Source organism: Streptomyces griseus, from assembly GCF_900460065.1.
GTDB lineage: Bacteria > Actinomycetota > Actinomycetes > Streptomycetales > Streptomycetaceae > Streptomyces > Streptomyces griseus.
Window position 1 is genome coordinate 1 of record NZ_UAVD01000028.1, and the last position, 23,210, is coordinate 23,210.

21 protein-coding genes are annotated in these 23,210 nt (G+C 72.9%); 8 read left to right on the plus strand and 13 right to left on the minus strand.

What is annotated here, in order from left to right:
• The 6 genes from DTB53_RS17795 to DTB53_RS17820 all read right to left on the minus strand — a co-directional run.
• Positions 1-844 (minus strand): histidine kinase dimerization/phospho-acceptor domain-containing protein (locus DTB53_RS17795; RefSeq protein WP_305889197.1); only part of this gene is annotated, 844 nt, incomplete at its 3' end.
• On the minus strand, positions 841-1,941 hold the full coding sequence (locus DTB53_RS17800) for an ATP-binding SpoIIE family protein phosphatase (RefSeq protein WP_172595274.1): 1,101 nt from the start codon (positions 1,939-1,941) through the stop codon (positions 841-843). The genes DTB53_RS17800 and DTB53_RS17795, both read right to left, overlap by 4 nt.
• Entirely contained in the window at positions 1,938-2,360 is a 423-nt protein-coding gene (locus DTB53_RS17805; protein ID WP_003966703.1) for an ATP-binding protein, read from the minus strand. The genes DTB53_RS17800 and DTB53_RS17805 overlap by 4 nt, the downstream gene beginning before the upstream one ends.
• Positions 2,357-2,731, minus strand: a complete 375-nt coding sequence (locus DTB53_RS17810; RefSeq protein ID WP_012379300.1) for an STAS domain-containing protein — start codon at positions 2,729-2,731, stop codon at positions 2,357-2,359. Before DTB53_RS17810 ends, DTB53_RS17805 begins: the two co-directional genes overlap by 4 nt.
• Positions 2,728-3,579 (minus strand): STAS domain-containing protein, encoded by an 852-nt coding sequence (locus DTB53_RS17815; RefSeq protein WP_012379299.1) that lies wholly within the window; start codon positions 3,577-3,579, stop codon positions 2,728-2,730. Before DTB53_RS17815 ends, DTB53_RS17810 begins: the two co-directional genes overlap by 4 nt.
• Before the next feature lie 136 nt (positions 3,580-3,715).
• Complete coding sequence (locus tag DTB53_RS17820) at positions 3,716-4,246, minus strand: MarR family winged helix-turn-helix transcriptional regulator (protein ID WP_003966700.1); 531 nt, start codon at positions 4,244-4,246, stop codon at positions 3,716-3,718.
• Positions 4,247-4,403: 157 nt separating this feature from the next.
• On the opposite strand from DTB53_RS17820, the gene ilvA reads away from it, so the two are divergent.
• From ilvA to DTB53_RS17840, 4 genes are all read left to right on the plus strand, one after another.
• On the plus strand, positions 4,404-5,633 hold the full coding sequence (ilvA, locus tag DTB53_RS17825) for a threonine ammonia-lyase (protein WP_003966698.1): 1,230 nt from the start codon (positions 4,404-4,406) through the stop codon (positions 5,631-5,633).
• Positions 5,634-5,782: 149 nt separating this feature from the next.
• The gene (locus DTB53_RS17830) at positions 5,783-6,805 is read left to right on the plus strand and encodes a daunorubicin resistance protein DrrA family ABC transporter ATP-binding protein (protein ID WP_003966697.1); all 1,023 of its coding nucleotides are present in this window, start codon (positions 5,783-5,785) and stop codon (positions 6,803-6,805) included.
• Positions 6,802-7,665: an ABC transporter permease gene (locus DTB53_RS17835; RefSeq protein ID WP_003966696.1), complete on the plus strand. Its 864-nt coding sequence runs from the start codon at positions 6,802-6,804 to the stop codon at positions 7,663-7,665. The genes DTB53_RS17830 and DTB53_RS17835 overlap by 4 nt, the downstream gene beginning before the upstream one ends.
• A 27-nt stretch (positions 7,666-7,692) precedes the next feature.
• Positions 7,693-8,508 (plus strand): DUF899 family protein, encoded by an 816-nt coding sequence (locus tag DTB53_RS17840; protein ID WP_012379298.1) that lies wholly within the window; start codon positions 7,693-7,695, stop codon positions 8,506-8,508.
• 138 nt (positions 8,509-8,646) lie between these two features.
• Here DTB53_RS17840 and greA read toward each other — a convergent pair whose 3' ends face one another.
• Both greA and DTB53_RS17850 read right to left on the minus strand, forming a co-directional pair.
• Positions 8,647-9,144 carry a transcription elongation factor GreA gene (gene greA, locus DTB53_RS17845; RefSeq protein WP_003966692.1) on the minus strand — a complete coding sequence of 166 codons (498 nt, stop codon included), beginning with the start codon at positions 9,142-9,144 and terminating at the stop codon, positions 8,647-8,649.
• Between the two features lie 213 nt (positions 9,145-9,357).
• On the minus strand, positions 9,358-9,774 hold the full coding sequence (locus DTB53_RS17850) for a DUF4307 domain-containing protein (RefSeq protein WP_012379297.1): 417 nt from the start codon (positions 9,772-9,774) through the stop codon (positions 9,358-9,360).
• 222 nt (positions 9,775-9,996) lie between these two features.
• On the opposite strand from DTB53_RS17850, the gene mca reads away from it, so the two are divergent.
• Both mca and DTB53_RS17860 read left to right on the plus strand, forming a co-directional pair.
• A complete protein-coding gene (mca, locus tag DTB53_RS17855; RefSeq protein WP_012379296.1) occupies positions 9,997-10,878 on the plus strand; it encodes a mycothiol conjugate amidase Mca in 882 nt (293 codons plus the stop codon).
• A 1-nt stretch (position 10,879) separates the two neighbouring features.
• On the plus strand, positions 10,880-11,119 hold the full coding sequence (locus DTB53_RS17860) for a hypothetical protein (RefSeq protein ID WP_042496271.1): 240 nt from the start codon (positions 10,880-10,882) through the stop codon (positions 11,117-11,119).
• A 191-nt stretch (positions 11,120-11,310) separates the two neighbouring features.
• Here the strand turns inward: DTB53_RS17860 and DTB53_RS17865 are convergent, their stop codons facing one another.
• Positions 11,311-14,556: a tetratricopeptide repeat protein gene (locus tag DTB53_RS17865; protein ID WP_012379294.1), complete on the minus strand. Its 3,246-nt coding sequence runs from the start codon at positions 14,554-14,556 to the stop codon at positions 11,311-11,313.
• A 186-nt stretch (positions 14,557-14,742) separates the two neighbouring features.
• Entirely contained in the window at positions 14,743-15,885 is a 1,143-nt protein-coding gene (locus tag DTB53_RS17870; protein ID WP_012379293.1) for a DUF4190 domain-containing protein, read from the minus strand.
• Between the two features lie 361 nt (positions 15,886-16,246).
• Between DTB53_RS17870 and DTB53_RS17875 the strand changes: the two genes are divergently transcribed.
• A complete protein-coding gene (locus DTB53_RS17875) occupies positions 16,247-18,265 on the plus strand; it encodes a thioredoxin domain-containing protein (protein ID WP_012379292.1) in 2,019 nt (672 codons plus the stop codon).
• A gap of 67 nt (positions 18,266-18,332) precedes the next feature.
• On the opposite strand, the gene trhA is transcribed toward DTB53_RS17875, so the two are convergent.
• The gene (trhA, locus tag DTB53_RS17880; protein ID WP_030705184.1) at positions 18,333-19,025 is read right to left on the minus strand and encodes a PAQR family membrane homeostasis protein TrhA; all 693 of its coding nucleotides are present in this window, start codon (positions 19,023-19,025) and stop codon (positions 18,333-18,335) included.
• A gap of 224 nt (positions 19,026-19,249) precedes the next feature.
• On the opposite strand from trhA, the gene DTB53_RS17885 reads away from it, so the two are divergent.
• Positions 19,250-21,076 carry a phosphoenolpyruvate carboxykinase (GTP) gene (locus DTB53_RS17885; RefSeq protein WP_012379291.1) on the plus strand — a complete coding sequence of 609 codons (1,827 nt, stop codon included), beginning with the start codon at positions 19,250-19,252 and terminating at the stop codon, positions 21,074-21,076.
• 313 nt (positions 21,077-21,389) lie between these two features.
• Here DTB53_RS17885 and DTB53_RS17890 read toward each other — a convergent pair whose 3' ends face one another.
• Together DTB53_RS17890 and DTB53_RS17895 are read right to left on the minus strand one after the other, a co-directional pair.
• Positions 21,390-21,788 carry an SCO4983 family protein gene (locus tag DTB53_RS17890; RefSeq protein WP_012379290.1) on the minus strand — a complete coding sequence of 133 codons (399 nt, stop codon included), beginning with the start codon at positions 21,786-21,788 and terminating at the stop codon, positions 21,390-21,392.
• Between the two features lie 208 nt (positions 21,789-21,996).
• Positions 21,997-23,208, minus strand: a complete 1,212-nt coding sequence (locus tag DTB53_RS17895; protein WP_012379289.1) for a pyridoxal phosphate-dependent aminotransferase — start codon at positions 23,206-23,208, stop codon at positions 21,997-21,999.
• Positions 23,209-23,210 lie beyond the last annotated feature (2 nt).

The window sequence follows — 23,210 nt, forward strand, 5'->3', positions numbered from 1 at the left end:
GATCGCCCACCAGCGCCAGCAGGGATTCCCCGGAGGCGTCGATCAGGGAGAGCTGCCGGCGCTGCTCGTCGGTGAGCGGGGCGGAGTCCGGGGCCAGCATCAGCCGGGTCAACGCCACCACCGCGTTCACCGGGGTGCGGAGCTCATGGCTGATGTTGCGCCAGAACCGCGTCTTCGCCTCGCTGGTCTCGCGCAACCGGGCCGACTTCTCCTCCAGCTCGGCATGGAGGGCCACGACGCCGCTGTTCGTCTCCTCCAGCTCCCGCGACAGCTCGGTGTAGAGCGCCAGGACGCCGCGGTTGGTCTCCTCCAGCTCCTCGTTGAGCCGGCGCAGCTCCTCGCGCTGGGCCCGGGTCTCCTCCAGGGCGGTGATCAGGTCGCGGGTCTGCGCCCGCTGGTCGTCGGCGAGGGACGGGGACGCGCGGCGGCCGAGCGCCTCCACGACCCGGCGCCGGGCGTCCGGGCCGTCGGCCCAGCCCGCCGGCAACGGATGCTCCGCGACGATCCGCTCCCGGCCGGCGCCCGGCTCGTGGCGGACGCGGAGCAGGAGCCGGGAGGCCGGTTCGAGATCGGGGTCCGGCTTCGTACCGCCGGTCCACGCGAAGACCACGGCGAGGACGCGTTCCGGGCCCGCCGGGAGGGCGAAGTCCACGGTCAGCCCCTCGCAGCCCAGCCGGTCGCGTCCCAGCTCGCTCAGCGCGGTGGCGAAGCGCACCTGGTCCTGGCGTTCCATGCCCAGCGCTTCGGCCGCGCCCTGCCCGATGCGCCGCAGGGCGAAGACGTCCCGCGGGGTGGCGAGGCCGTACGTCGCCAGCACGTCCGGGGCCGTCGCACCCCCGCTCACCAGGCCTCCTTGACGACCACGATCCCGGCGTCGTCGCGGCGGACCCCGGCCTCGCGCAGCAGCTGCCCGGCCAGCACCGCCGGGGTGTGCCGGAGCAGCCCCGGCAGGTCGTCGGCCTTCCACCGTTCGGTCAGCCCGTCGGAGTGCATGACGAGGGCCCCGCCCGGCTTCCACGGCAGCTCGAACGTCCGCAGGCCGCGCATCTGCTGCCCGACGATGCCCGGTGCCGAGAGCAGGCCGTTGCGGGAGCCGGGCCCCAGCAGGATCCCGCTCACGTTGCCGATGCCGCAGTAGAGCACGCGCCCCCTGGCCGGCTCGATCCTGGCGACGGCGACGGCGCCGCCCCGGGTGCCCCGCAGCGCGGCGTGGATGTCCCGCAGCAGGCCCTCGGGGTGGCGTGCGGTGCTCCGGCGGAACGCCGCCACCGCGGCCTCGGAGGCGAGCGCGGCGAGCGGCCCGTGGCCCAGCCCGTCGCACAGCACGACCAGGACCGCCGGCTCCGGGGACGGTGCCGAGCGGGAGCCCCCGCGGGCGGAGGCGGCCGACCGCGGGTCCTCCTGCCCGCCGTCGTCCACGCGTACGGCCCAGGCGTCGCCGCAGCTCGTCTCCCCGCTGATGGGCCGGGTCAGCCCCGAGGCGACCGACGGAGCCCCGCCGGTGGGGCCCGCACCGGCCCCGCGCGCCCAGAACTGGGCGGCCACGACGGTGCCCCGGCCCGGCAGGGAGTGGATGTCGAAGGCGTCGGCGAGCCGGGCCACCGCCCCCAGCCCGATGCCGAGGGTCCCCGCCGAGGAAACCCCGTCCGACAGGGCCGCCCCGACGTCGGGGATGCCCGGGCCGCCGTCGATGGTGAGGAACTCGACGCCGGCCCGGTCCGGGGTGCGCAGGACCCGCAGCAGCAGAGCGCCGTCGTTCGCGTGCCGTTGGAGGTTGGTCGCGGCCTCGCTGACCGCGAGGGCGACCTCGGAGGACCGGTAGCCGTCCAGCCCGATGCGCCGGGCCAGGGTGGCGGCCGCGCCCCGCGCCGCCGAGGGCATCTCCGCGCCGTCCCGGAACCAGGCCACGTCCTCGCAGTCGACGACGGGCAGCCCGGTCATCGCGCCCACTTGACGATGGTGACGGTGGTGCCGCGCTCCACCTCGGTGTCCAGGACGAAGTCGTCGACCAGCCGACGCGCCCCGCTCAGCCCGAGCCCCAGCCCGCCCCCGGAGGTCCAGCCGTCGGTCAGGGCCAGCTCGGTGTCGGGGATGCCGGGCCCGGAGTCCGCGAAGACCGCGGCGACCCCGCGCCGGCCGTGCCGCTCCACCAGCCCGGCCCGCATCTCCCCGCCGCCGCCGTACACCAGGGTGTTGCGGGCGAGTTCGCTGGCGGCCGTGATGAACTTCGTCTGCTCCACCAGTGACAGCCGGCACTCCTGCGCGAGCGCGCGGACCTGCTGCCGCGAGCGTACGACGTCATCGTTCTGGGTGATCGGCTGTGTCTGCGGCGGGGCCTCGGCCGCCCAGGGGACGGTCACTGCAGTTCCGCGCCGGTCGCAGACCGGCGCAGCAGCGCGAGTCCCTTCTCCAGGTCGAGCGCCGTGCGTACGCCGCCCAGGGAGAGGCCCAGTTCGACGAGGGTGATGGCCACGGCGGGGCGCATGCCCACCACGACGGTCTCGGCGTCGAGCAGCCGGGAAATGGAGGCGATCGTGGCCAGCATGCGGCCGACGAAGGAGTCGACGATCTCGACCGCCGTGATGTCGATGATGACCCCGCGGGCCGACCGGGCGACGATCTGGTCGGCCAGGTCCTCCTGGAGGTCCAGCACCGTCTGGTCCTCCAGATCCACCTGGATCGAGACCAGGAGGATGTCACCGATCCGCAGGACCGGAACGCGTTCGCTCATCGGCCGACGCCCTGGTGCGCGACGAGGTCGACACCGGACGCGCGCAGCGCGTGCTGGAGGGCGTCGGCGAGCGTCGCCTTGGTGATGATGTCGCCGAACTCGATGCCCAGCGCCACGATGGTCTGGGCGATCTGCGGGCGGATGCCGGAGACCGTGCACTCCGCGCCCATCAGCCGGGCCGCCACGACCGTCTTGAGCAGGTGCTGCGCGACCTGCGTGTCGACGGCCGGCACCCCGGTGATGTCGATGATGGCCTGCTCGGAGCCGGTGTCCACCAGGGCCTGGAGCAGCTTCTCCATCACGACCTGGGTACGCGCCGAGTCCAGGGTGCCCACGAGGGGCACGGCGATGACCCCGTTCCAGAGCTTGACCACGGGCGTCGACAGCTCCATGAGCTGGGCCGCCTGCGAGCTGATGATCTCCTCGCGGGTGCGGGTGTACGCCTCGACGGTGAACAGGGCCAGGTCGTCGAGGACGCGGGCCAGCCGCAGGTAGGCGGTGGTGTCGTCGGCGGAGTCGTTCCGCAGCGCGGGCTCCAGCGCCTGCTTCAGCGCCAGCACGCTGATCGCGGTCTCACTGGGCGTGAAGCCCTGCCGGGCCCGGTTGCGCGACAGCTCGGTGAGCAGCGCCCGCGCCTCGGAGAGGCTCTCGCCGCGGGTGTCGTCGCCCCCCTCCCGCAGCCCCTCCACGAGCGCCCCGTAGAGTTCGCGCAGCTCCCGGTCGACCTCGGCCCTGCTGATGCGGCCCTGGAGCGACCCGGCCACCGTGTCGATCCAGTCGGCGGTGACCTTCTCCCGGTCGGTGGTCAGCAGCTCCACCGGACCTCTCGGACTAACCTGCTTCGCCACGTCCCGCCCCTTTACTTCTAAAAAGTATTCATCAGGCAACTCTTCTCGAAGCGTACGGCAAGGCCCCCACCACGCCGAGCGGGCAGGGGCCTCCAACGGATGCGACGAGCGGGCCGGCCGGACCGCGGCGGCCGGGTCAGTCGGGCTGCGGCGGCTGGTACGCGGCCTGCCGGGCGGCCAACGACCCGTTGAAGCGGGTGAGCAGGGCGCAGAACGTGTCCCGTTCCTCCTGCGTCCAGCCGTCCGTCACCTGGGACATCAGCTCACGCCGCGAGGCGCGGACCTCCTCCAGCCGGGCCTGACCGCGCGGCGAGAGCTGGAGCACCACGGCCCGGCCGTCCTCCGGGTGCGACGTGCGCTTCACCAGACCGGTGTCGACGAGCGGCGCGACCTGCCGCGTCACCGTCGAGGAGTCGATGCCCATCCCGGCCGCCAGCGCCTTGACGCCCATCGGGCCCTCCCGGTCCAGCCGGTTCAACAGCAGATAGGCCGCCCGGTCCATCGAGTTGCGGACCTGGCCGACACCGCCGAGGCGGGTCTGCTCGGCACGGCGGGCGAAGACCGCCACCTGGTGCTGGAGGGAGTCCAGCAGGCGGTCGGGGCCCGGGTGTTCGGGGACGGCGCCCCCGGAAGGAGACGCAGCAGTCGTCATGTCCTGAGGGGGCATGGCCGGGGGCTCTCTTCGTGCGGTGTCGGATGGGTGGGGGACAGAGTACGCGGCCCCGGGGCAACGCGTACCAGTGCCGCACAAACCTGCGGACACCACCGCAGGCCGCCATGAGACAAGTCTGCCGCGCCCGGTCGGAGCTGCAAGACTTGCGGACATGAGCTTCCGCGCGACCGCCCGCCATCCGGCCCTGATCCTCGACGACGTCCGGGGCGCGCAGAAGATGCTGTCCGGGGTGGCGCGGGTGACCGCCCTGGAGGGCAGCCGCCACCTGACCGAGCTGGTCGGTTCCCCGGTGCACCTCAAGTGCGAGAACCTCCAGCGCACCGGCTCCTTCAAACTGCGCGGCGCCTACGTCCGCATCTCCTGCCTCACCCCGGTGGAACGGGCGGCCGGGGTGGTCGCCGCCAGCGCCGGGAACCACGCCCAGGGCGTCGCCCTCGCCTCGTCCCTCCTCGGCGTGCGCTCCACCGTCTTCATGCCCGTGGGGGCGCCCCTGCCCAAGGTCGCCGCGACCCGGGAGTACGGGGCCGAGGTGCGGCTGCACGGCCAGGTCGTCGACGAGACCCTCGCCGCCGCCCAGCGGTACGCGGAGGAGACCGGCGCCGTCTTCATCCACCCCTTCGACCACCCCGACATCATCGCGGGCCAGGGAACCGTCGGGCTGGAGATCCTGGAGCAGTGCCCCGAGGTCCGCACGATCGTCCTGGGCATCGGCGGCGGCGGGTTCGCCGCGGGCGTCGCCGTCGCGGTGAAGGCCCTGCGCCCCGACGTCCGGATCGTCGGCGTCCAGGCGGAGGGGGCCGCCTGCTACCCGCCCTCCCTGGCCGCGGGGCACCCCGTCTCCCTCGACTCCCCGGCCACGATGGCCGACGGCATCAAGGTCGGCCGGCCCGGCGACGTACCGTACCGGCTGATCGAGGAGCTGGTCGACGAGGTCCGCACGGTCACCGAGGACGAGCTCTCCAGCGCGCTGCTGCTCTGCCTGGAGCGGGCCAAACTGGTCGTCGAACCGGCCGGGGCCAGCCCGGTGGCCGCGCTGCTCAGCGACCCGGGGGCGTTCCGGGGCCCGGTGGTGGCCGTGCTGTCCGGCGGCAACGTCGACCCGCTGCTGATGCAGCGCATCCTGCGCCACGGGATGTCCGCCGCCGGCCGCTACCTGAGCCTGCGGCTGCGCCTCACCGACCGCCCGGGGGCGCTGGCCGCCCTGCTGGCCGCGCTGACCGTGGCCGACGCCAACGTCCTCGACATCAGCCATGTCCGCACCGATCCGCGCCTCGGCCTGACCGAGGCGGAGGTCGACCTGCACCTGGAGACCAAGGGGCCGCAGCACTGCGCGGAGGTCGAGGCGGAGCTGCGGGCGGCCGGCTTCCGGGTGATGGGCTGAGGGACCCGTCGCGGAAGGACCGGTCGGGCCGGGGCACGGCCCGGGTGCGCCCGTTCGCCGGGCGGTGGCGGCCCGCCGATCCTAGGATCGGACCGGAAGGCCGCCACCGGCGACACATCACCATCCGCGAGTGACGGGGGAGCCCCTCCATGCCAGGTGCGATCCACGCCGAAGGTCTGGTGAAGACGTTCGGCGACGTACGAGCCCTCGACGGCGTCGACCTCGACGTCCCCGAAGGCACGGTCCTCGGGCTGCTCGGGCCCAACGGCGCGGGCAAGACCACCGCCGTACGCGTGCTGACCACGCTGCTGCGCCCGGACAGCGGTACGGCGGTCGTGGCCGGGATCGACGTCCTGAAGAGGCCGAACGAGGTACGCCGCTCGATCGGGCTCTCCGGACAGTTCGCCGCGGTCGACGAGTATCTGACCGGCCGGGAGAACCTCCAGATGGTCGGACAGCTCTACCAGCTGAGCGCCCGGGACGCGAAGGCCCGGGCGGGCGTCCTGCTGGACCGGTTCAACCTCGGCGACGCCGCCGACCGCACCGCCAAGACGTACTCCGGAGGCATGCGCCGTCGCCTCGACCTCGCGGCGGCGCTCGTCGTGTCGCCGCCCGTGATGTTCATGGACGAGCCGACGACCGGCCTCGACCCGCGCAACCGGCAGCAGCTCTGGGACGTGATCGAGGACCTGGTGGCGGGCGGCACGACGCTGCTGCTGACCACGCAGTACCTGGAGGAGGCCGACCGCCTCGCGAACGACATCTGCGTCATCGACCACGGCAGGGTCATCGCCCGCGGCACCTCCGACGAGCTCAAGGCCCGCACCGGCGGCGAGCGCGTCGAGGTCGTCGTGCACCGCCCCGACGAGATCGAGCCCGCCCGGTCGGTCCTGACCTCACTCGGCAAGGGCGAGGTCACCGTCGTCCGGCTCTCCCGCAAGCTCACCGCCCCGGTCAGCGGCGGGGCCAAGCTGCTGGCCGAGATCATCCGCGACCTGGACGCCCGGGGCGTGGAGATCGACGACATCGCCCTGCGCAGGCCCACCCTGGACGACGTCTTCCTCTCCCTCACCGGCCACGCGGCCGAGGCGCACGAGAACGGCGACGAGGAGCCCGGCAGGGCCCCGGCGGAACGTTCCCCCGACCCCCGGAGCAAGGAGGACACCCGGTGAGCGCGATCGCCAAGGACGGCCCCTCGCTGGTCCCCCGCCCCGCCGGGGGCGTCACGCAGTCCGTGAAGGACTCCCTCGTCGTCGCCAAGCGGAATCTGATCCGGATGACCCGGATCCCCGAGATGGTGATCTTCGGACTGATCCAGCCGATCATGTTCGTGGTGCTCTTCACCTACGTCTTCGGCGGCTCCATCAGCATCGGCGGCTCCACCGACCCGCAGCTGTACAAGGAGTTCCTGATGGCGGGCATCTTCGCCCAGACCGTCACCTTCGCCACGGCGGGCGCCGGCGCCGGCATCGCCGACGACATGCACAAGGGGCTCATCGACCGCTTCCGCTCGCTGCCCATGGCCCGGGGGGCGGTCCTCACCGGACGGACGCTCGCCGACCTCGTCCAGACCACGCTCACCCTCGTCGTGCTCGCGGGCGTCGCCCTGCTCGTCGGCTGGCGCACCCACGAGAACATCGGCAAGGTGATCTGCGGTTTCCTGCTGCTGCTCCTGCTCGGCTACGCGTTCTCCTGGATCGGGGCCCTGATCGGCCTGTCCGTGCGCACCCCGGAGGCGGCGACCTCCGGCGGACTGATCTGGCTGTTCCCGCTGACGTTCATCTCGAACGCCTTCGTGCCGGTCACCGGCATGCCGACGTTCCTCCAGCACGTCGCCGAGTGGAACCCCTTCAGCGCCACGGTCGCGGGCGCCCGCGAGCTGTTCGGGAACACGATGCCGGGCGTGCCGAAATCCGTCACCGGGGCCTGGCCGATGGAGCACCCGATCCTCGCCTCGGTCATCTGGTCCGTGCTGATCATCGTGGTCTTCCGCACCCTCGCGGTCCGCAAGTACCGCTCGGCCGCCGTCTGACACCCACGCGAGACCACGGAGGCAGCCATGACCAGCACACCGGACGAACCGGCCACCGGGCTGCCCGGCGCCCCGCCCGTCGTCGACGCGGCCACCTGGCAGGCGGCCCGGGACGAGCTCCTGGTCCGGGAGAAGGCCCACACCCGCCAGGGCGACGCCATCGCCGCGGCCCGCCGCCGGCTGCCGATGACGGAGATCGACGCAACGGCCGAGGTGGTCGGAGCCGAGGGCCCGGTCCCGTTCCTGGACCTCTTCGAGGGCCGCCGGGAGCTCGTCGTCTACCAGCACATGTGGTACGACGGCGCCCCGCACCAGGGCCAGTGCGAGGGCTGCACCGACGCGGTCTGGCACATGAGGGACGCCGTCTACCTCAACGCCCGGGGCGTCTCGTTCGCCATCCTGACCACGGGGGCCTGGGACGAGGTGGCCGCCTACACCGCGTTCATGGGCTACACCCAGCCCTGGTACTCGGTACGGGGCCTGGACGCGCCGATCGGCGGCGCGATGGGACACCTCGCCTGCTTCCTGCGCGACGGCGAGCGGGCGTTCCTCACCTACTCCACGATCGGCCGCGGCATCGAGGCGGCCAACGGCTCCTTCGGCCTGCTCGACCTGACGCCCTACGGCCGCGGTGAGGCGTGGGAGGACCGGCCCGAGGGCCGCCCCGCGATCGGCCGCGTCCGCGACGGCTACCCGGGCGAGGGCGGCCAGGTCTGCTGGTACTGGCGCACCGACGCCGACTCCACCGCGAGCTGGGGCCCGGCCAGCCGCCCCACCCCGCAGTGGACCCGCCCCGGAGCGACGCCCGAGAAGACGCTCGGCCGCACCGGCGACTGCTCCTGACCCGCCCCGCGGGAACGGCCGGGACGCGGCCGGTGACGCACGGGAGCCCCGGCCGTCCGTGGCCGGGGCTCCCGTGGCGTTGTGCCGTGATCGTGCCGTTCGGTCGAGACGCGGCCGGTCGGCCGGCGCGGGGTTCGCTCAGCCGGTGTAGGGCTTCGCCGCCAGGATCTTCACCGACGCCGTCTTGCCGTTCGGCAGCTCGTAGTCCGCGTCGTCGCCCGTCCGCTTGCCGTTCACGCCGAGGCCGAGCGGGGACTGCGGGGAGTACGTCTCGATCTCCGTGCTGGCGTATTCACGGGAGGCGAGCAGGAAGGTCAGCGTGTCGTTCTCATCGCCGTCGAAGGCGATCGTGACGACCATGCCGGGCTCGACCACGCCGTCGTCGGCCGGCGCCTCGCCGACCTTCGCGTGCTCCAGGAGCTGGGTGAGCTGGCGCACCCGCAGCTCCATCTTGCCCTGCTCCTCCTTGGCCGCGTGGTACCCGCCGTTCTCCCGGAGGTCACCCTCCTCACGGGCCGCCGCGATCTTGACGGCGATCTCCGTGCGCGCGGGACCAGACAGGTGCTCCAGCTCGGCCTTGAGCTGGTTGTACGCCTCCTGCGTGAGCCAGGTGACGTTTTCGCTGGTCTGGGTCACAGGTGCTCCTCGTCGGTGCTGGGAAGTGCTGGGAATGCTGGGAAGTGTCGGGAATACAAAGCATCGCCCTACCCAGAAGCATGTGCCTCTGCGGGTGGGCGAAACCACGAGCCTAACAATTCCGCAGGAAAAGGGGGAGAAGGTAAACCGTCACACCCCTCACACGGCCGAGGTGACCCGTATCGTCGCAGGTCACAGCGGGTGTGGCGGGGATCAGCCGGTCGGGCCGCCGTCGGCGGTGCAGCCCATCGGCTCGACCGCGGTCGCCCGGGACCGGGTCACCACGGTCACGACCTCGTCGATCCGGTCCGCGGCCCGGTCGAAGCGGACCTCCTTGCGCCCCACCTCGGAGCCGTCCTCGCTGAGCGCCCGCACCACGCAGTAGCCGTGGCCGTCGCGGTCCTTGCGGACCTCCAGGTGGACGTCGGCCCGAGCATCGGAGACGACCTTGAACTTGATCATCTCGGCGCTGATGCCCTGGCCGCCGACGTAGTCGAAGCCGATCCAGCCGATCACGCCGAGCAGGGCGACGCCCAGGACCGATCCGACGATCTTCAGCTTGCGGTCCGCACGCTGATCCTCGGTCCGGCCGTACCGCCCCTCGGGCAGGGCCTCACGAACCGTCGTCATGATCGTTCCCTCCGGACCGGGCATCGAGGAATTTTCCGGCCCTCCGTTCAGTCACTATAGAAGCCGCCCGACACGCATCCGACCGCGCCCCACAGCGATGCCGCGCGGGCGCGGCACCTCTCGGGACGGAGCCGGGTCTCCGTCGACGGAGACCCGGATCGACCTGACCGACCCACGACCGACCCTGATCGACCAGAGCGACCAATGACTGAGGATCGAGCTTTGACTGAGCAGCTGCGACTGATGGCCGTTCACGCCCACCCCGACGACGAGTCGAGCAAGGGCGCGGCCACCATGGCCAAGTACGTGTCCGAGGGGGTGGACGTGCTGGTCGTGACCTGCACGGGAGGCGAGCGCGGCTCCATCCTCAACCCGAAGCTCCAGGGCGACGCGTACATCGAGAAGAACATCCACGAGGTGCGCAAGAAGGAGATGGACGAGGCCCGGGAGATCCTGGGCGTCCAGCAGGAGTGGCTCGGATTCGTCGACTCGGGGCTGCCCGAGGGCGACCCGCTGCCGCCGCTGCCCGAGGGCTGCTTCGCCCTGGAGGACCCCGAGGCCGCCGCGGGGCGCCTGGTGGCGAAGATCCGCGCGTTCCGGCCGCAGGTCATCACCACGTACGACGAGAACGGCGGCTACCCGCACCCCGACCACATCATGACGCACACGATCTCGATGATCGCGTTCGACGGTGCGGCCGACGCGGAGCGGTTCCCCGAGGAGGAGTTCGGCCCGGTCTGGACGCCGCGCAAGCTCTACTACAACCAGGGCTTCAACCGGCCGCGGACCGTCGCCCTGCACGAGGCGCTCCTCGCCCGGGGCCTGGAGTCCCCGTACGGCGACTGGCTGGCGCGCTGGGAGGAGTTCGAGCGCGTGGAACGCACGCTGACCACGCACATCCCCTGCGACGACTTCTTCGAGATCCGCGACAAGGCGCTCATCGCGCACGCCACGCAGATCGACCCCGAGGGCGGCTGGTTCCGGGTCCCGATGGACATCCAGCGCGAGGTGTGGCCCACCGAGGAGTACGAGCTGGCGAAGTCTCTGGTCGATACCTCCCTCCCCGAGAGCGACCTCTTCGCGGGCATCCGCGACAATGCCTGATATGTACGCGACCCAGGCACTGACGCACCTCGTCCCGCTCGCCGCCGAAGAACTCGACAAGAACAAGGTCACCCCCGGCGTCCTCGGCTTCCTCGTCTTCGCCGCGCTCGCCGTCGGCGTGTGGGCCCTGATGAAGTCGATGAACCGCCACATGGGCCGGGTGAACTTCGAGGAGGCCCCCGACCCGGACGCGGTGGCCGCCGAGCCCGGCGGGGACAAGGCGGCCTCGCCCGGCAAGTAGCGCGCCGACGTCGCGCGTACGGGGACGGGAAGGCGTCCGGCCATGCTGCCGGACGCCTCGCTCCCGTTTCCCTGTCCGGCAGGGCCGAGCTCTCCTTCCGGTCGGGTCCGGCCCGGTCGGGCCGGGTTCCTTACGGTGCGGTCGGGCCCGCCCGCCCGCCGCACCGCCCGCCCGCCGCACCGCCCGGCCGGTCACCGCCCGGCCGGCTCCACCGCCACGCCCATGATCTGGCCGGCCGCGCGGGTCGGGGTCAGCCCGAGGCGCCACGCCTGCCAGCCGTCCTCCAGGTTCACGCCCCGCTCCAGGGCCACCGCGAACGCCGCCGCCGACTGCTCCAGCTTGGCGTCCCGGGCCGGATGCCGGGCCTCGACCAGCTCGGCCAGCTCCTGCTGCGCCACCACCGTGCCCACCTCGCTGCCCCCGGGCGAGGCGTACGGCAGCAGCGTGCAGCGCAGGAACCGGGCCCAGTCGCCGCCCCGCGCGTCCCCGTACGAGGCGAACAGCTCCGCCGCCTCACCGCACAGCTCCAGCGCCTGCGGCGCACGCCCGTTGCCCGCGTCGATCAACGCCAGCTCCACGCACGCCCACGCCTCCCCGTACGGCACCTTGATCCGCCGGAAGTCGGCCCGCGCGTCCATCAGCAACTGCCGGGCGAACCCCGAATTGCGCAGGTTGCCCGTCTGCCCGGCCCGCTGGTCCCGGGTCACCCGGCCCGAATGGTGCCGGGCGCACGCCAGCCCGTACACGTCCCGCATCCGGGAGAACATCGTGCGGGACCGCTCCAGCTCCCGCACCGCCTGATCGATGTCCCCGTCCTCCTCCAGCGCCTGCCCCAGGTAGAACAGGGTCCACGCCTCGCCGCGCGCGTCCTCGTTGTCCCGGTGCCGGGCCAAGGCGTCCCGCAACTGCTCCAGCGCGGCGGCCGGGTCCTCGTCCAGCAGCCGGGCCCGGGCCAGCTGGGTGAGCGCCCACGCCTCGCCGCGCCCGTCGCGGGTGCGCCCGTACAGCTCCAGGGCGGTGTTCAGCGCCTCCTCGGCCGGGGCGACCTCGCACGTACGCAGCCGCACCTGCCCCAGCTGGAACTGCGTCCAGGCCTCACCGTGCAGCGACTCGCCCTCCCGGTGCAGCCGCAGCGCGTCCGCCAGCAGGGCCAGCGCCCGCGCCAGATCGCCCCGGTCACGCTCCACGGCCGCCAGCGCGTGCAGGGTCCAGGCCCGGTCCTCGGCCTGCGCGTCGGACGACTGGAGCGCCAGCGCCTCGCCGAGCCGGGCCGCCGCCTCCGTCAGATTGCCCTGGTGGTGCAGGGTGATGCCGAGCGAGCACAGCGCCAGCGCCTCGCCCGCGTCGTTCTGCGCCTCGTGGTAGAGACCGACGACGGACGACAGCGTGGTGCGGGCCTTGTCCAGCTCGCCGAGCTGCCGGGCCGCGATCCCCGTACGCCACTGCACCGACCGCTCCAGCAGCCCCTGGTCCACGGCCTGCGTCAGCTCGCTGATCTCACCCAGCCGGTACAGGTCGCCGCGGAGCAGGCAGTAGTCGCACAGGGCGCCCAGCAGATGCAGCACCGTCGCCTGGTCGACGCCCTCCGCGTGCCGCAGCGCCGCCGTGATGAAACTCGACTCGTCGTCCAGCCAGCGCAGCGCCGAGTCCAGCGAACCGAAACCGTGCGAGCCGAACTGCCCGGCCCGGGTCGACATCTTCCCGTCGACCATCCGGATCACCGCGTCGGCCAACTCCGCGTAGTTCGTCAGCAGCCGCTCCTGCGCCGCCGCCCGCTCGGCCGGCTCCTCCTCATCGAGCAGCCGGGCCAGCGCGAAGGCCCGCACCAGATCGTGCAGCCGGTAACGCGACCCCCGTACGCGGGTCAGGAGCCCCGCCCCGGTCAGCACCGTGAGCAGCCGCTCCGCCTCCTGCTCCTCCGCCGCGAGCAGCGAAGCGGCCGCCGCCGCCCCCAGGCTGGCCCGCCCCGCCAGCGCGAGCCGCCGCAGCAGCCGACGGGCCTGATCGCCCTGGTCGGTGTAGCGCAGCCACAGGGCCCTCTCCACCGCGCCCGCGGGCCCGTGCGCGGCGGCGGGGGCCGGCCCCGCCGCACCCAGATCCTCCGCCAGCGTGTGGCGGCTACGGGCCCCGAGCGCGGAACCGGCCAACCGCAGCGCCAGCGGCAGCCCGCCGCACAGCTCCACCACGGCTTCCGTGGACGGGTAGTCGTAGGGCCCGGCCTCCTCTTCCTCGGCGACCTCGCGCAGCAGTTCCTCCGCGCCGGCGGCGTCCAGCGGGCCGACCGGCAGCTGGTGCACCCAGGCCGGCAGGTCGTCGGGCAGCTCCAGCGGCTCCCGGGAGGTGACGATCACCAGACTGTCCGAGCGTTCCGGCACCAGGGTGCGCACCTGCACGGCGTCCGTGGCGTCGTCCAGCACGATGGTGACCGGCGTTCCCGTGAGGTGCTGGTGGTACAGCTCGGAGAGCCGCCGCACCTGCTGTTCCGCCGACGCGCCCTCCCGGAACAGCAGTTGCTCGCGCGGGGCGCCCAGCCGGTTCAGCAGGTGCAGCAGGGCGTCCCGGGTCGGCAGCGGGTTCTCCCCGGCGACCTGGCCGCGCAGATCGACCACGCACGCACCCCGGAACTGGTCCTTGAGCGCGTGGGCGGCCCGCACCGCGAGCGCCGTGCGCCCCGCCCCCGGCTCACCGTGCAGCACGACGACGGTGGGCCGGGTCCGCGTGGAGGCCCGGGCCGCGTGCACCCACTGGGCGATCTGCGCCAGCTCGGCCCGCCGCCCGGTGAACGGCCCCTCCGTCTTGGGGAGATGCCCGAAGGACTGCTCCAGCACCACCCGGGTGCGGGCCGCCGCGCTGCGGTTCCCGCCGCGCAACTGCCGCCCCACCGGGGCGGCCTGCTTCTTCGGGGTGCGCGCGGCGGGCGTCAGCATGCGCTGCTGGTCGAGGTACGGGCGGATGCCCCGTACCTCCAGGGCGGTCAGCCACTGGAGCCGCAACTGCTCGGCCCCGCCCGGCTGTCCGGCCGCTGCGGCGCGGCGGTGGGCGGCCGGCCAGTGCGAGGCGGTCGCCTTCGCCACCGTCGTCGCCGTGCCGGCCACCGCGACGGCCGCGCCCGCGCCGAGCGCCAGGCCGGTGTTCGCGCCGAGCGCCAGATCCGCGCCGAACGCGGCAGCGGCGGCAACACCCGTCACCAGCATGGGCGTTCCGAGCGTCGCTCGGCTGAACCGCTCCGAGAGCGGACGCTCTCCCGCCGCCACCGAGTCCAGCGCCCGCGTGTACGCGGCGTACTCCTCGCCCGCGCTGGCGGCCATGGTGTCGAGCGCGGCCCGCGCCCGTGACATCAGCGCACCGGCATCGGTCCGCCCGCCGGTCCGCCGCGTCTCCTCCTCCACGGCGCGCACCAACAGCCTCTCCGCTTCTGCCCGATGGCTGTCCCGCATATATGTCCCCCTCCGAATGCCGCGCTCCGGAGCTCGGGTTCCGGAGCGCCGGATACCAAGCGTCGGATACCGAGCGTCGGGGTCAAGTGTCCTGCGTGGCGCGCTCCGGCGCGAGGGGCGCAGGGCAAGGGGCGGGTCAAGCCGGGGCCGCGGGGCAAGGGGCGGGTCAAGCCGGGGCCGCGGGGCTCACCCCTGTTGCCCCCTGCCGTCCTCCTCCTCGTCCTCCACCGGCAGCCCCAGAGCGAGCCGGGCCTCCCATTCCTCGCCGGACGCGTCCTCGTCGCCGTCGTTGTCCCAGCGCTTGTCGAACTCCGCCAGGGTGGGGGCCCTCGACGCGGACCGCCGGACGCCGGCCAGGGCGTCGAGCCGGTTCGCGAGCGCGACGACCGGGCCGCGCGCCCGCTCCGGAAGGCCGTCGATCTCGCGCAGCAGGCTCGCCGACTCGGCCTCGCCCCGCGCCAGCCGGCCGGCCCACGCGGTGGCCGCGGCCAGGTCGGTCTCCTCCTCCCCGGAGGCGCTGAACCACGCCTCGGACGAGGGCCGCATCGCCTTCAGGTAGGCCCGTTGACGGGCGTCCCACGCGCCCGGGTCCTGCCGCAGCGAAGCCTCCGGCAGGCCGGCCTCCGCGCCCAGCCAGCACCGCACGGTCCGGTCCCCGCCGGTCGCGCTGACCGACTCCGGGTAGTAGGAGGAGAAGTCGACGGCCGGCAGGACCCAGGTGTCCGGCGCGAAGTCGTGGAGCAGCGGCACACAGCCCTCGAAGGCCTGCGCGGCGATGGCCGCGGGGTCGGAGACGGCGTGGTCGCCCTTCAGCCGGAACGTTCCGTAGACCTGGGCCGGATGCGGCCCGTCGCACGGCATGATCTCGACCGACGGGTCCGTCATCCGTTCGTGCTCGCCCTCCCGGCCGGAGAACAGCCCGCCCGCAGGCGCGAAGCAGTCCCCGGCCTTCAGGTCGACCAGCGTGGCCGCCTTCGCGTCCCGGGCGCCGATGAGCCCTTCGGCCTCCTCCGTCCAGGTGTCGAACCGTGCCCCGCCGACCACCAGCAGCAGGGTGGCCAGCGCGACCACGGCCCCGCCCACGGCCGTCCCGGCAACGGCGATCCCCTTGCCGCGCCTGCCGTTGCCGGGTATCCGGACGAGAGCGACGATCCCGAGGACCAACCCCAGCGGGGCGAGGCAGACCAGCGAGGACAGCACGAGCGAGGCGACGGCGAGGCCGCTGAGCGGAGGCTGCGGGACCCGGCCGCCCCCGGGACCGTACGGCCCCACCGCGGGCGACGAAGGCGGCCCGGCAGGTTCGGGGGAGGGAGGCGGCGGCACGGTCATGGTCCTGTGCCCTTTCGTCCGAGGTGAGCAGCGCAGGAGTCCGTGTGGGGCCGGGGTGCCGGAACGGTAGCACCGCGCGCCACCGGGTTCGCGACCCGCCCACCCTGTTCCACCTGCACGTTCCTCCACCGCACCGGACCGCGTCCCGGCCGCTCGCCGCGGCCTCGTGGCGCCGCGTCAGGACCCGCCGCCGGGCCGGTGCCCGCCACGTCGTGCGGCGGGGAGCCGAGGCACGAGCGCCCTGTCGGGAGGCGCGTGCCCGACGTGCGCCCTCGGCGCGGCGGCGACCGGGAGGCGGGACACCGGAGCATCCCGCCGTTTCGGCAACTGCCTCGCTGCCCGCCATGAGTAGGGTGGCGTCGTGAATCGCCTTGCTGATGAGACCTCGCCGTACCTGCTCCAGCACGCCGACAACCCGGTCGACTGGTGGCCATGGTCCCCGGAGGCGTTCGCGGAGGCCCGGGAACGGGGGGTGCCGGTGCTGCTGAGCGTCGGCTACAGCTCCTGCCACTGGTGCCATGTGATGGCCCACGAGTCCTTCGAGGACGAGACCGTCGCCACCTACCTCAACGCCCACTTCGTGCCCGTGAAGGTCGACCGCGAGGAGCGGCCCGACATCGACGCCGTCTACATGGAGGCCGTCCAGGCGGCGACCGGGCACGGCGGGTGGCCGATGACCGTCTTCCTCACGCCGGACGCCGAACCCTTCTACTTCGGGACCTACTTCCCGCCCGAGGCGCGGCACGGCTCGCCCTCCTTCCAGCAGGTCCTGGAGGGTGTGGTGGCCGCCTGGACCGACCGGCGTGAGGAGGTCGCCGAGGTGGCGGAGCGGATCGTCGCCGATCTGGCGGGGCGGTCGCTGGTCCATGGCGGGGACGGGGTGCCGGGGGAGTCGGAGATCGCCCAGGCGCTGCTCGGGCTGACCCGGGAGTACGACGAGCAGCACGGCGGGTTCGGGGGCGCGCCCAAGTTCCCGCCGTCCATGGTGGTGGAGTTCCTGCTGCGGCACTACGCCCGTACGGGGTCGGAGGGGGCGCTCCAGATGGCCGCCGACACCTGTTCGGCGATGGCCAGGGGCGGGATCTACGACCAGCTCGGCGGGGGCTTTGCGCGCTACTCCGTGGACCGGGAGTGGGTGGTGCCGCACTTCGAGAAGATGCTGTACGACAACGCGCTGCTCTGCCGCGTGTACGCCCATCTGTGGCGGACCACCGGGTCGGACGAGGCCCGGCGGATCGCCCTGGAGACGGCCGACTTCATGGTGCGGGAGCTGCGGACCGCCGAGGGCGGCTTCGCCTCCGCGCTGGACGCGGACAGTGAGGACGCGGACGGCAGGCATGTCGAGGGCGCCTACTACGTGTGGACGCCCGCCCAGCTCCGTGAGGTGCTGGGCGAGGACGACGCCGCCTTCGCCGCCGCGTACTTCGGGGTGACGGAGAAGGGGACGTTCGAGGAGGGGGCGTCCGTGCTCCGGCTGCCGGGGGACACGGGGCCCGTGGACGCCGCCCGGGTCGCGGACGTACGGGGCCGGCTGCTGGCGGCCCGCGAGGAGCGGCCGCGCCCGGGGCTGGACGACAAGGTGGTCGCCGCCTGGAACGGGCTCGCCATCGCCGCGCTCGCCGAGACCGGCGCCTACTTCGACCGGCCCGACCTCGTGGAGCGGGCCACGGAGGCCGCCGACCTGCTGGTCCGGGTGCACCTGGGCGAGGTGGCCCGGCTGGCCCGCACCTCCAAGGACGGGCAGGCCGGTGACAACGCCGGGGTGCTGGAGGACTACGGCGATGTCGCCGAGGGCTTCCTCACGCTGGCCGCGGTGACGGGGGAGGGCGCCTGGCTGGAGTTCGCCGGGTTCCTGCTGGACATCGTGCTGGAGCAGTTCACGGGGGAGGGCGGTCAGTTGTACGACACCGCCCATGACGCCGAGCAGCTCATCCGGCGGCCCCAGGACCCCACCGACAGCGCCACCCCGTCCGGGTGGACGGCCGCCGCCGGCGCGCTGCTCTCCTACGCCGCGTACACCGGCTCCGAGGCCCATCGGACGGCCGCCGAGGGCGCGCTCGGTGTGGTGAAGGCGCTGGGGCCGCGCGTGCCCCGGTTCGTCGGCTGGGGGCTCGCGGTGGCCGAGGCGCTGCTGGACGGGCCCCGTGAGGTCGCCGTCGCCGGGCCGGTCGGCGGGGAGCTGCACCGTACGGCGCTGCTGGGGCGGGCCCCGGGTGCGGTGGTCGCGGCGGGGGAGGGGCCGGGGGCGGGGGCCGAGTTCCCGCTGCTGGTGGACCGGCCGCTGGTGGGCGGGGAGCCGACCGCGTACGTCTGCCGCCACTTCGTCTGCGACGCGCCGACGACGGATGCGGGGGAGTTGGCGGCCAAGCTGGGCGGGTGAGGCCCGCACCGGGGTGAGGGGCCGGTCGTCGCGTGCGGCCGGCCCCTCGTGTGTGACGCCCGGGTGGTCACCCGTGCTGGTAGGCCACCATCGAGATGCCCACGTAGTGCGCGACGAAGGCCGCCAGGGTCAGCGAGTGGAAGACCTCGTGGAAGCCGAACCAGCGCGGCGACGGGTTCGGCTTCTTGATCCCGTAGATCACGCCGCCCGCGCTGTACAGCAGTCCGCCGACCACGACGAGGACCAGGACCGCGATGCCGCCGGCCCGCATGAAGTCGGGGAGGAAGAAGACCGCCGCCCAGCCCATCGCGATGTAGCACGGGGTGTAGAGCCAGCGCGGAGCGCCGACCCAGAACACCCGGAACGCGATGCCCGCCGCCGCGGCCGCCCAGACCGCCCACAGCAGGGGCCGGGCGGTGGACTCGGGGAGCAGCAGCAGCGTCAGCGGGGTGTAGGTGCCCGCGATGATCAGGAAGATGTTCGCGTGGTCCAGGCGGCGGAGCACCGCCTCGCCGCGCGGCCCCCAGGTGCCGCGGTGGTAGACCGCGCTGACGCCGAACAGCAGGCAGGCGCTGAGGACGTAGACCGCGCAGGCGATCCGGGCCGCCGTGCTGTCGGTCAGGGCGATCAGGGTGATGCCGGCGATCACGACCGCCGGGAACATCCCGGCGTGCAGCCAGCCGCGCATCCTCGGTTTGACGGGGGTGGGGTCGAGTACGACGGGGCCCGGGGTCGCGGCGTCAGCGGCAACGTCAGTCATGACCCGCATGCTACCTACGCCACCGTAAGTACAGGATTTGGGGCGCAAATGAGTGGCGATGCTCACGTGTGAGCCCCCCTGGACATATGGGCGGAACGGTCGGATGATCAAATGAGTGCAGTCGGCACCGGATGAGCGCCAGGGGAATTCGAAGGGTACGAAGCATCCGGGTCGCAGCCCCCACGGGGCCTTAAGACAACTGACACCCTCAACAAGGAGCGATCGTGGCGCGCGACATCGCGGCTCCCCTCACTGTCCCCACCCACCACCAGGAGCTGGTCTCCTGGGTCGACGAGATCGCAGCCATCACCCAGCCGGACCGGGTGGTCTGGTGCGACGGTTCCGAGGCCGAGTACGAGCGCCTGTGCGGGGAGCTCGTGGCCAAGGGCACGTTCACCAAGCTGGACGAGATCAAGCGGCCGAACTCGTACTACGCCGCGTCCGACCCGAGCGACGTCGCCCGCGTCGAGGACCGTACGTTCATCTGCTCCAAGGAGGAGAAGGACGCCGGCCCCACGAACCACTGGAAGGACCCCGCCGAGATGCGGGAGATCTTCACCGGCGGGAACGGTGTCTTCCGTGGGTCCATGCGCGGTCGGACCATGTACGTCGTGCCCTTCTGCATGGGGCCCCTCGGCTCGCCGCTCTCCGCGATCGGCGTCGAGATCACCGACTCCGCGTATGTCGCCGTCTCCATGCGCACCATGACCCGCATGGGCCGGGCCGTCCTGGACGAGCTGGGCACCGACGGCTTCTTCGTGAAGGCCGTCCACACCCTGGGCGCTCCCCTGGAGGAGGGCCAGAAGGACGTCCCGTGGCCCTGCAACACCACCAAGTACATCTCGCACTTCCCCGAGGACCGCGAGATCTGGTCGTACGGCTCCGGCTACGGCGGCAACGCCCTGCTCGGCAAGAAGTGCTACGCCCTGCGCATCGCCTCCGTCATGGCCCGCGACGAGGGCTGGCTCGCCGAGCACATGCTCATCCTGAAGCTCACGCCGCCGCGCGGTGAGTCGAAGTACGTCGCTGCCGCGTTCCCCTCGGCCTGCGGCAAGACCAACCTCGCCATGCTGGAGCCGACCATTCCCGGCTGGACCGTGGAGACCATCGGCGACGACATCGCCTGGATGCGGTTCGGCGAGGACGGCCGCCTCTACGCCATCAACCCGGAGGCCGGCTTCTTCGGCGTCGCGCCCGGCACCGGCGAGCACACCAACGCCAACGCCATGAAGACCATGTGGGGCAACTCCGTCTTCACCAACGTCGCGCTCACCGACGACGGCGACGTGTGGTGGGAGGGCATGACCGAGGAGGCGCCCGCGCACCTCACGGACTGGAAGGGCAACGACTGGACCCCCGAGTCCGGCACCCCCGCCGCCCACCCCAACGCCCGCTTCACCGTCCCCGCCGGACAGTGCCCGACCATCGCGCCCGAGTGGGAGGACCCCAAGGGCGTGCCGATCTCCGCGATCCTCTTCGGCGGCCGTCGCGCCTCCGCCGTCCCGCTGGTCACCGAGTCCTTCGACTGGCAGCACGGTGTCTTCCTCGGCGCCAACGTCGCCTCCGAGAAGACCGCCGCCGCCGAGGGCAAGGTCGGCGAGCTGCGCCGCGACCCGTTCGCCATGCTGCCGTTCTGCGGCTACAACATGGGCGACTACATGAACCACTGGGTCAAGGTCGGCGCCGACAAGGCCGACCAGTCGAAGCTCCCGAAGATCTACTACGTCAACTGGTTCCGCAAGAACGACGCGGGCAAGTTCGTCTGGCCCGGCTTCGGCGAGAACAGCCGTGTCCTGAAGTGGATCGTGGAGCGCCTGGAGGGCACGGGCGAGGGCGTCGAGTCCCCGATCGGCATCCTGCCGGCCAAGGGCGCGCTCGACACCGAGGGCCTGGACCTCTCCGAGGCCGACCTCGACTTCCTCCTCACGGTCGACAAGAAGGTCTGGCGCGAGGAGGCCGCCCTGGTCCCCGAGCACCTGAACACCTTCGGCGACCACACGCCCAAGGAGCTGTGGGACGAGTACCACGCGCTCGTCGAGCGCCTGGGCTGAGCCCGGCGCTCCTCTTGGACCCCGCGGCCGGGTCCGTCGGACATCCGCCCTGACCTGTGGGGCCGAACGACCCGCCGCGGTACGGGGCCTGTCGCAGCCGCCGCTCGCCGGCTCGTGCCGACAGAAGCCCCGGAGGGCCTGTCCCCGACCAAGGACGCCCCTCCCGGCCCCCGGAACCCCTCGTGGTTCCGGGGGCCGACCCGTATCGGGCGGCCCGACCGGCCCGGACGGAGTGCGACGGGCGCCGCCGCCGGCTGGGGCGTCGGCCGTGGCACCCGGTCCGCGCGCCTCGCCGGCACGCGGACCGGGGCCGTCAGTGGGCGCCGACCAGGTGCCCGGAGAGGGCGGGGTCGGCGAGGGCCGCCGTGTGGGCGTCCATCCGTTCGGCGGAGAGGATGGCGGCGGTCGTGTCGGCGCGGGACGCCGCCACCAGCAGGGCGCGGCCCGCGAGGGCGTGCGCGCGGCGGTGGAGGTCCGCGGGGGCGGCGTCGGTCAGGCCGGCGTGCCGGGCGGGCGGAGCGCCGCGCAGCCGGGCCACCTGCTCGGCGATCCGGTCGCCCGCCGCGGTGAGGCCCAGTTCGTCGGTGACCGCGAGGAGCGCGGCCAGGTGGCCGGCGAGCTGGATGTCCAGCTCCTCCTCGCGACTGCGGTGCGGAAAGTCCGCCTCATCGGCCGTGCTGTGGACCGAGGGGCTGCGGATCGGCTCGTACATGGATGGCCTCCCGAAGGTGCGTGGGACCATCCTACATTGGAATCAGTCTAAAGTTGTGCGCGTTCCGGACGGGTGGGTCCCTCGGGGCGTGCCGGTGGCTTCCGGGGCGTGCCGGTGGCCCTCGGGCCGGGACGGCGGACCGCCGGCCTCGGCCGCAAGGCCGCCGCCGGGCAGCCGCTAGGGTCCCAGGGTCCCCCTCGGACAACCGCTAGGGCTGTCCGTAACCGTCCAGGAAGGTGCCGATCCTGGTCACCGCGTCGGTCAGGTCCTCCACCGTCGGCAGCGTGACGATCCGGAAGTGATCGGGCTCGGGCCAGTTGAAGCCGGTCCCCTGCACCACCATGATCTTCTCGGCCCGCAGCAGGTCCAGCACCATCTGCCGGTCGTCCTTGATCTTGTAGACCTTGGGGTCGAGGCGGGGGAAGAGGTACAGCGCCCCCTTCGGCTTCACGCAGCTCACCCCGGGGATCGAGGTCAGCAGGTCGTACGCCGCGTCCCGCTGCTCCAGGATCCGGCCGCCCGGCAGCACCAGGTCCTGGATCGACTGCCGGCCGCCGAGCGCGGTGGCCACCGCGTGCTGCGAGGGCATGTTGGCGCAGAGCCGCATGTTGGCGAGGATCGTCAGCCCCTCGATGTACGAGGTGGCGTGCGCCTTCGGGCCGCAGACGGCCATCCAGCCGGAGCGGTAGCCGGCGACCCGGTAGTTCTTGGAGAGCCCGTTGAAGGTCAGCACCATGAGGTCCGGGGCCAGCGCCGCGGTCGGGGTGTGGGTCGCGCCGTCGTAGAGGATCCGGTCGTAGATCTCGTCGGAGCAGACGATCAGGTTGTGCCGCCGGGCGATCTCGGTGAGACCGCGCAGCATCTCGTCGTCGTAGACCGCACCGGTCGGGTTGTTCGGGTTGATGATCACCAGGGCCTTGGTGCGGTCGGTGATCTTCCGCTCGACGTCCGCGAGGTCCGGCATCCAGTCGGCCTGCTCGTCGCACCGGTAGTGCACGGCCGTCCCGCCCGCCAGCGAGACCGACGCGGTCCACAGCGGATAGTCGGGAGCCGGTACGAGGACCTCGTCGCCGTCGTCCAGCAGCGCCTGCATCGACATCTGGATCAGCTCGGAGACGCCGTTGCCCAGGTAGATGTCCTCGACGTCGAGCTCGATGCCCTTGGTCTGGTAGTGCTGCACCACCGCGCGGCGCGCCGACAGCAGGCCCTTCGCGTCGCCGTAGCCGTGCGCGCCCGCGACGTTGCGCAGGATGTCCTCGAGGATCTCCGGCGGGCATTCGAACCCGAAGGCGGCGGGGTTGCCCGTGTTCAGCTTGAGGATGCGCTGACCGGCCGCTTCCAGCCGCATCGCCTCCTCCAGCACGGGACCCCGGATCTCGTAACAGACGTTGGAGAGCTTCGTGGACTGGATGACCTGCATGT

Coding starts and splice junctions, on each gene's coding strand:
- DTB53_RS17800 (WP_172595274.1), bottom strand. CDS start 1,941: ATGACCGGGCTGCCCGTCGTCGACTGCGAGGACGTGGCCTGGTTCCGG.
- DTB53_RS17810 (WP_012379300.1), bottom strand. CDS start 2,731: ATGAGCGAACGCGTTCCGGTCCTGCGGATCGGTGACATCCTCCTGGTC.
- DTB53_RS17840 (WP_012379298.1), top strand. CDS start 7,693: ATGACCAGCACACCGGACGAACCGGCCACCGGGCTGCCCGGCGCCCCG.
- trhA (WP_030705184.1), bottom strand. CDS start 19,025: ATGACTGACGTTGCCGCTGACGCCGCGACCCCGGGCCCCGTCGTACTC.
- DTB53_RS17865 (WP_012379294.1), bottom strand. CDS start 14,556: ATGCGGGACAGCCATCGGGCAGAAGCGGAGAGGCTGTTGGTGCGCGCC.
- ilvA (WP_003966698.1), top strand. CDS start 4,404: ATGAGCTTCCGCGCGACCGCCCGCCATCCGGCCCTGATCCTCGACGAC.
- DTB53_RS17820 (WP_003966700.1), bottom strand. CDS start 4,246: ATGCCCCCTCAGGACATGACGACTGCTGCGTCTCCTTCCGGGGGCGCC.
- DTB53_RS17850 (WP_012379297.1), bottom strand. CDS start 9,774: ATGACGACGGTTCGTGAGGCCCTGCCCGAGGGGCGGTACGGCCGGACC.
- DTB53_RS17890 (WP_012379290.1), bottom strand. CDS start 21,788: ATGTACGAGCCGATCCGCAGCCCCTCGGTCCACAGCACGGCCGATGAG.
- DTB53_RS17870 (WP_012379293.1), bottom strand. CDS start 15,885: ATGACCGTGCCGCCGCCTCCCTCCCCCGAACCTGCCGGGCCGCCTTCG.
- DTB53_RS17895 (WP_012379289.1), bottom strand. CDS start 23,208: ATGCAGGTCATCCAGTCCACGAAGCTCTCCAACGTCTGTTACGAGATC.
- DTB53_RS17860 (WP_042496271.1), top strand. CDS start 10,880: ATGTACGCGACCCAGGCACTGACGCACCTCGTCCCGCTCGCCGCCGAA.
- DTB53_RS17830 (WP_003966697.1), top strand. CDS start 5,783: ATGCCAGGTGCGATCCACGCCGAAGGTCTGGTGAAGACGTTCGGCGAC.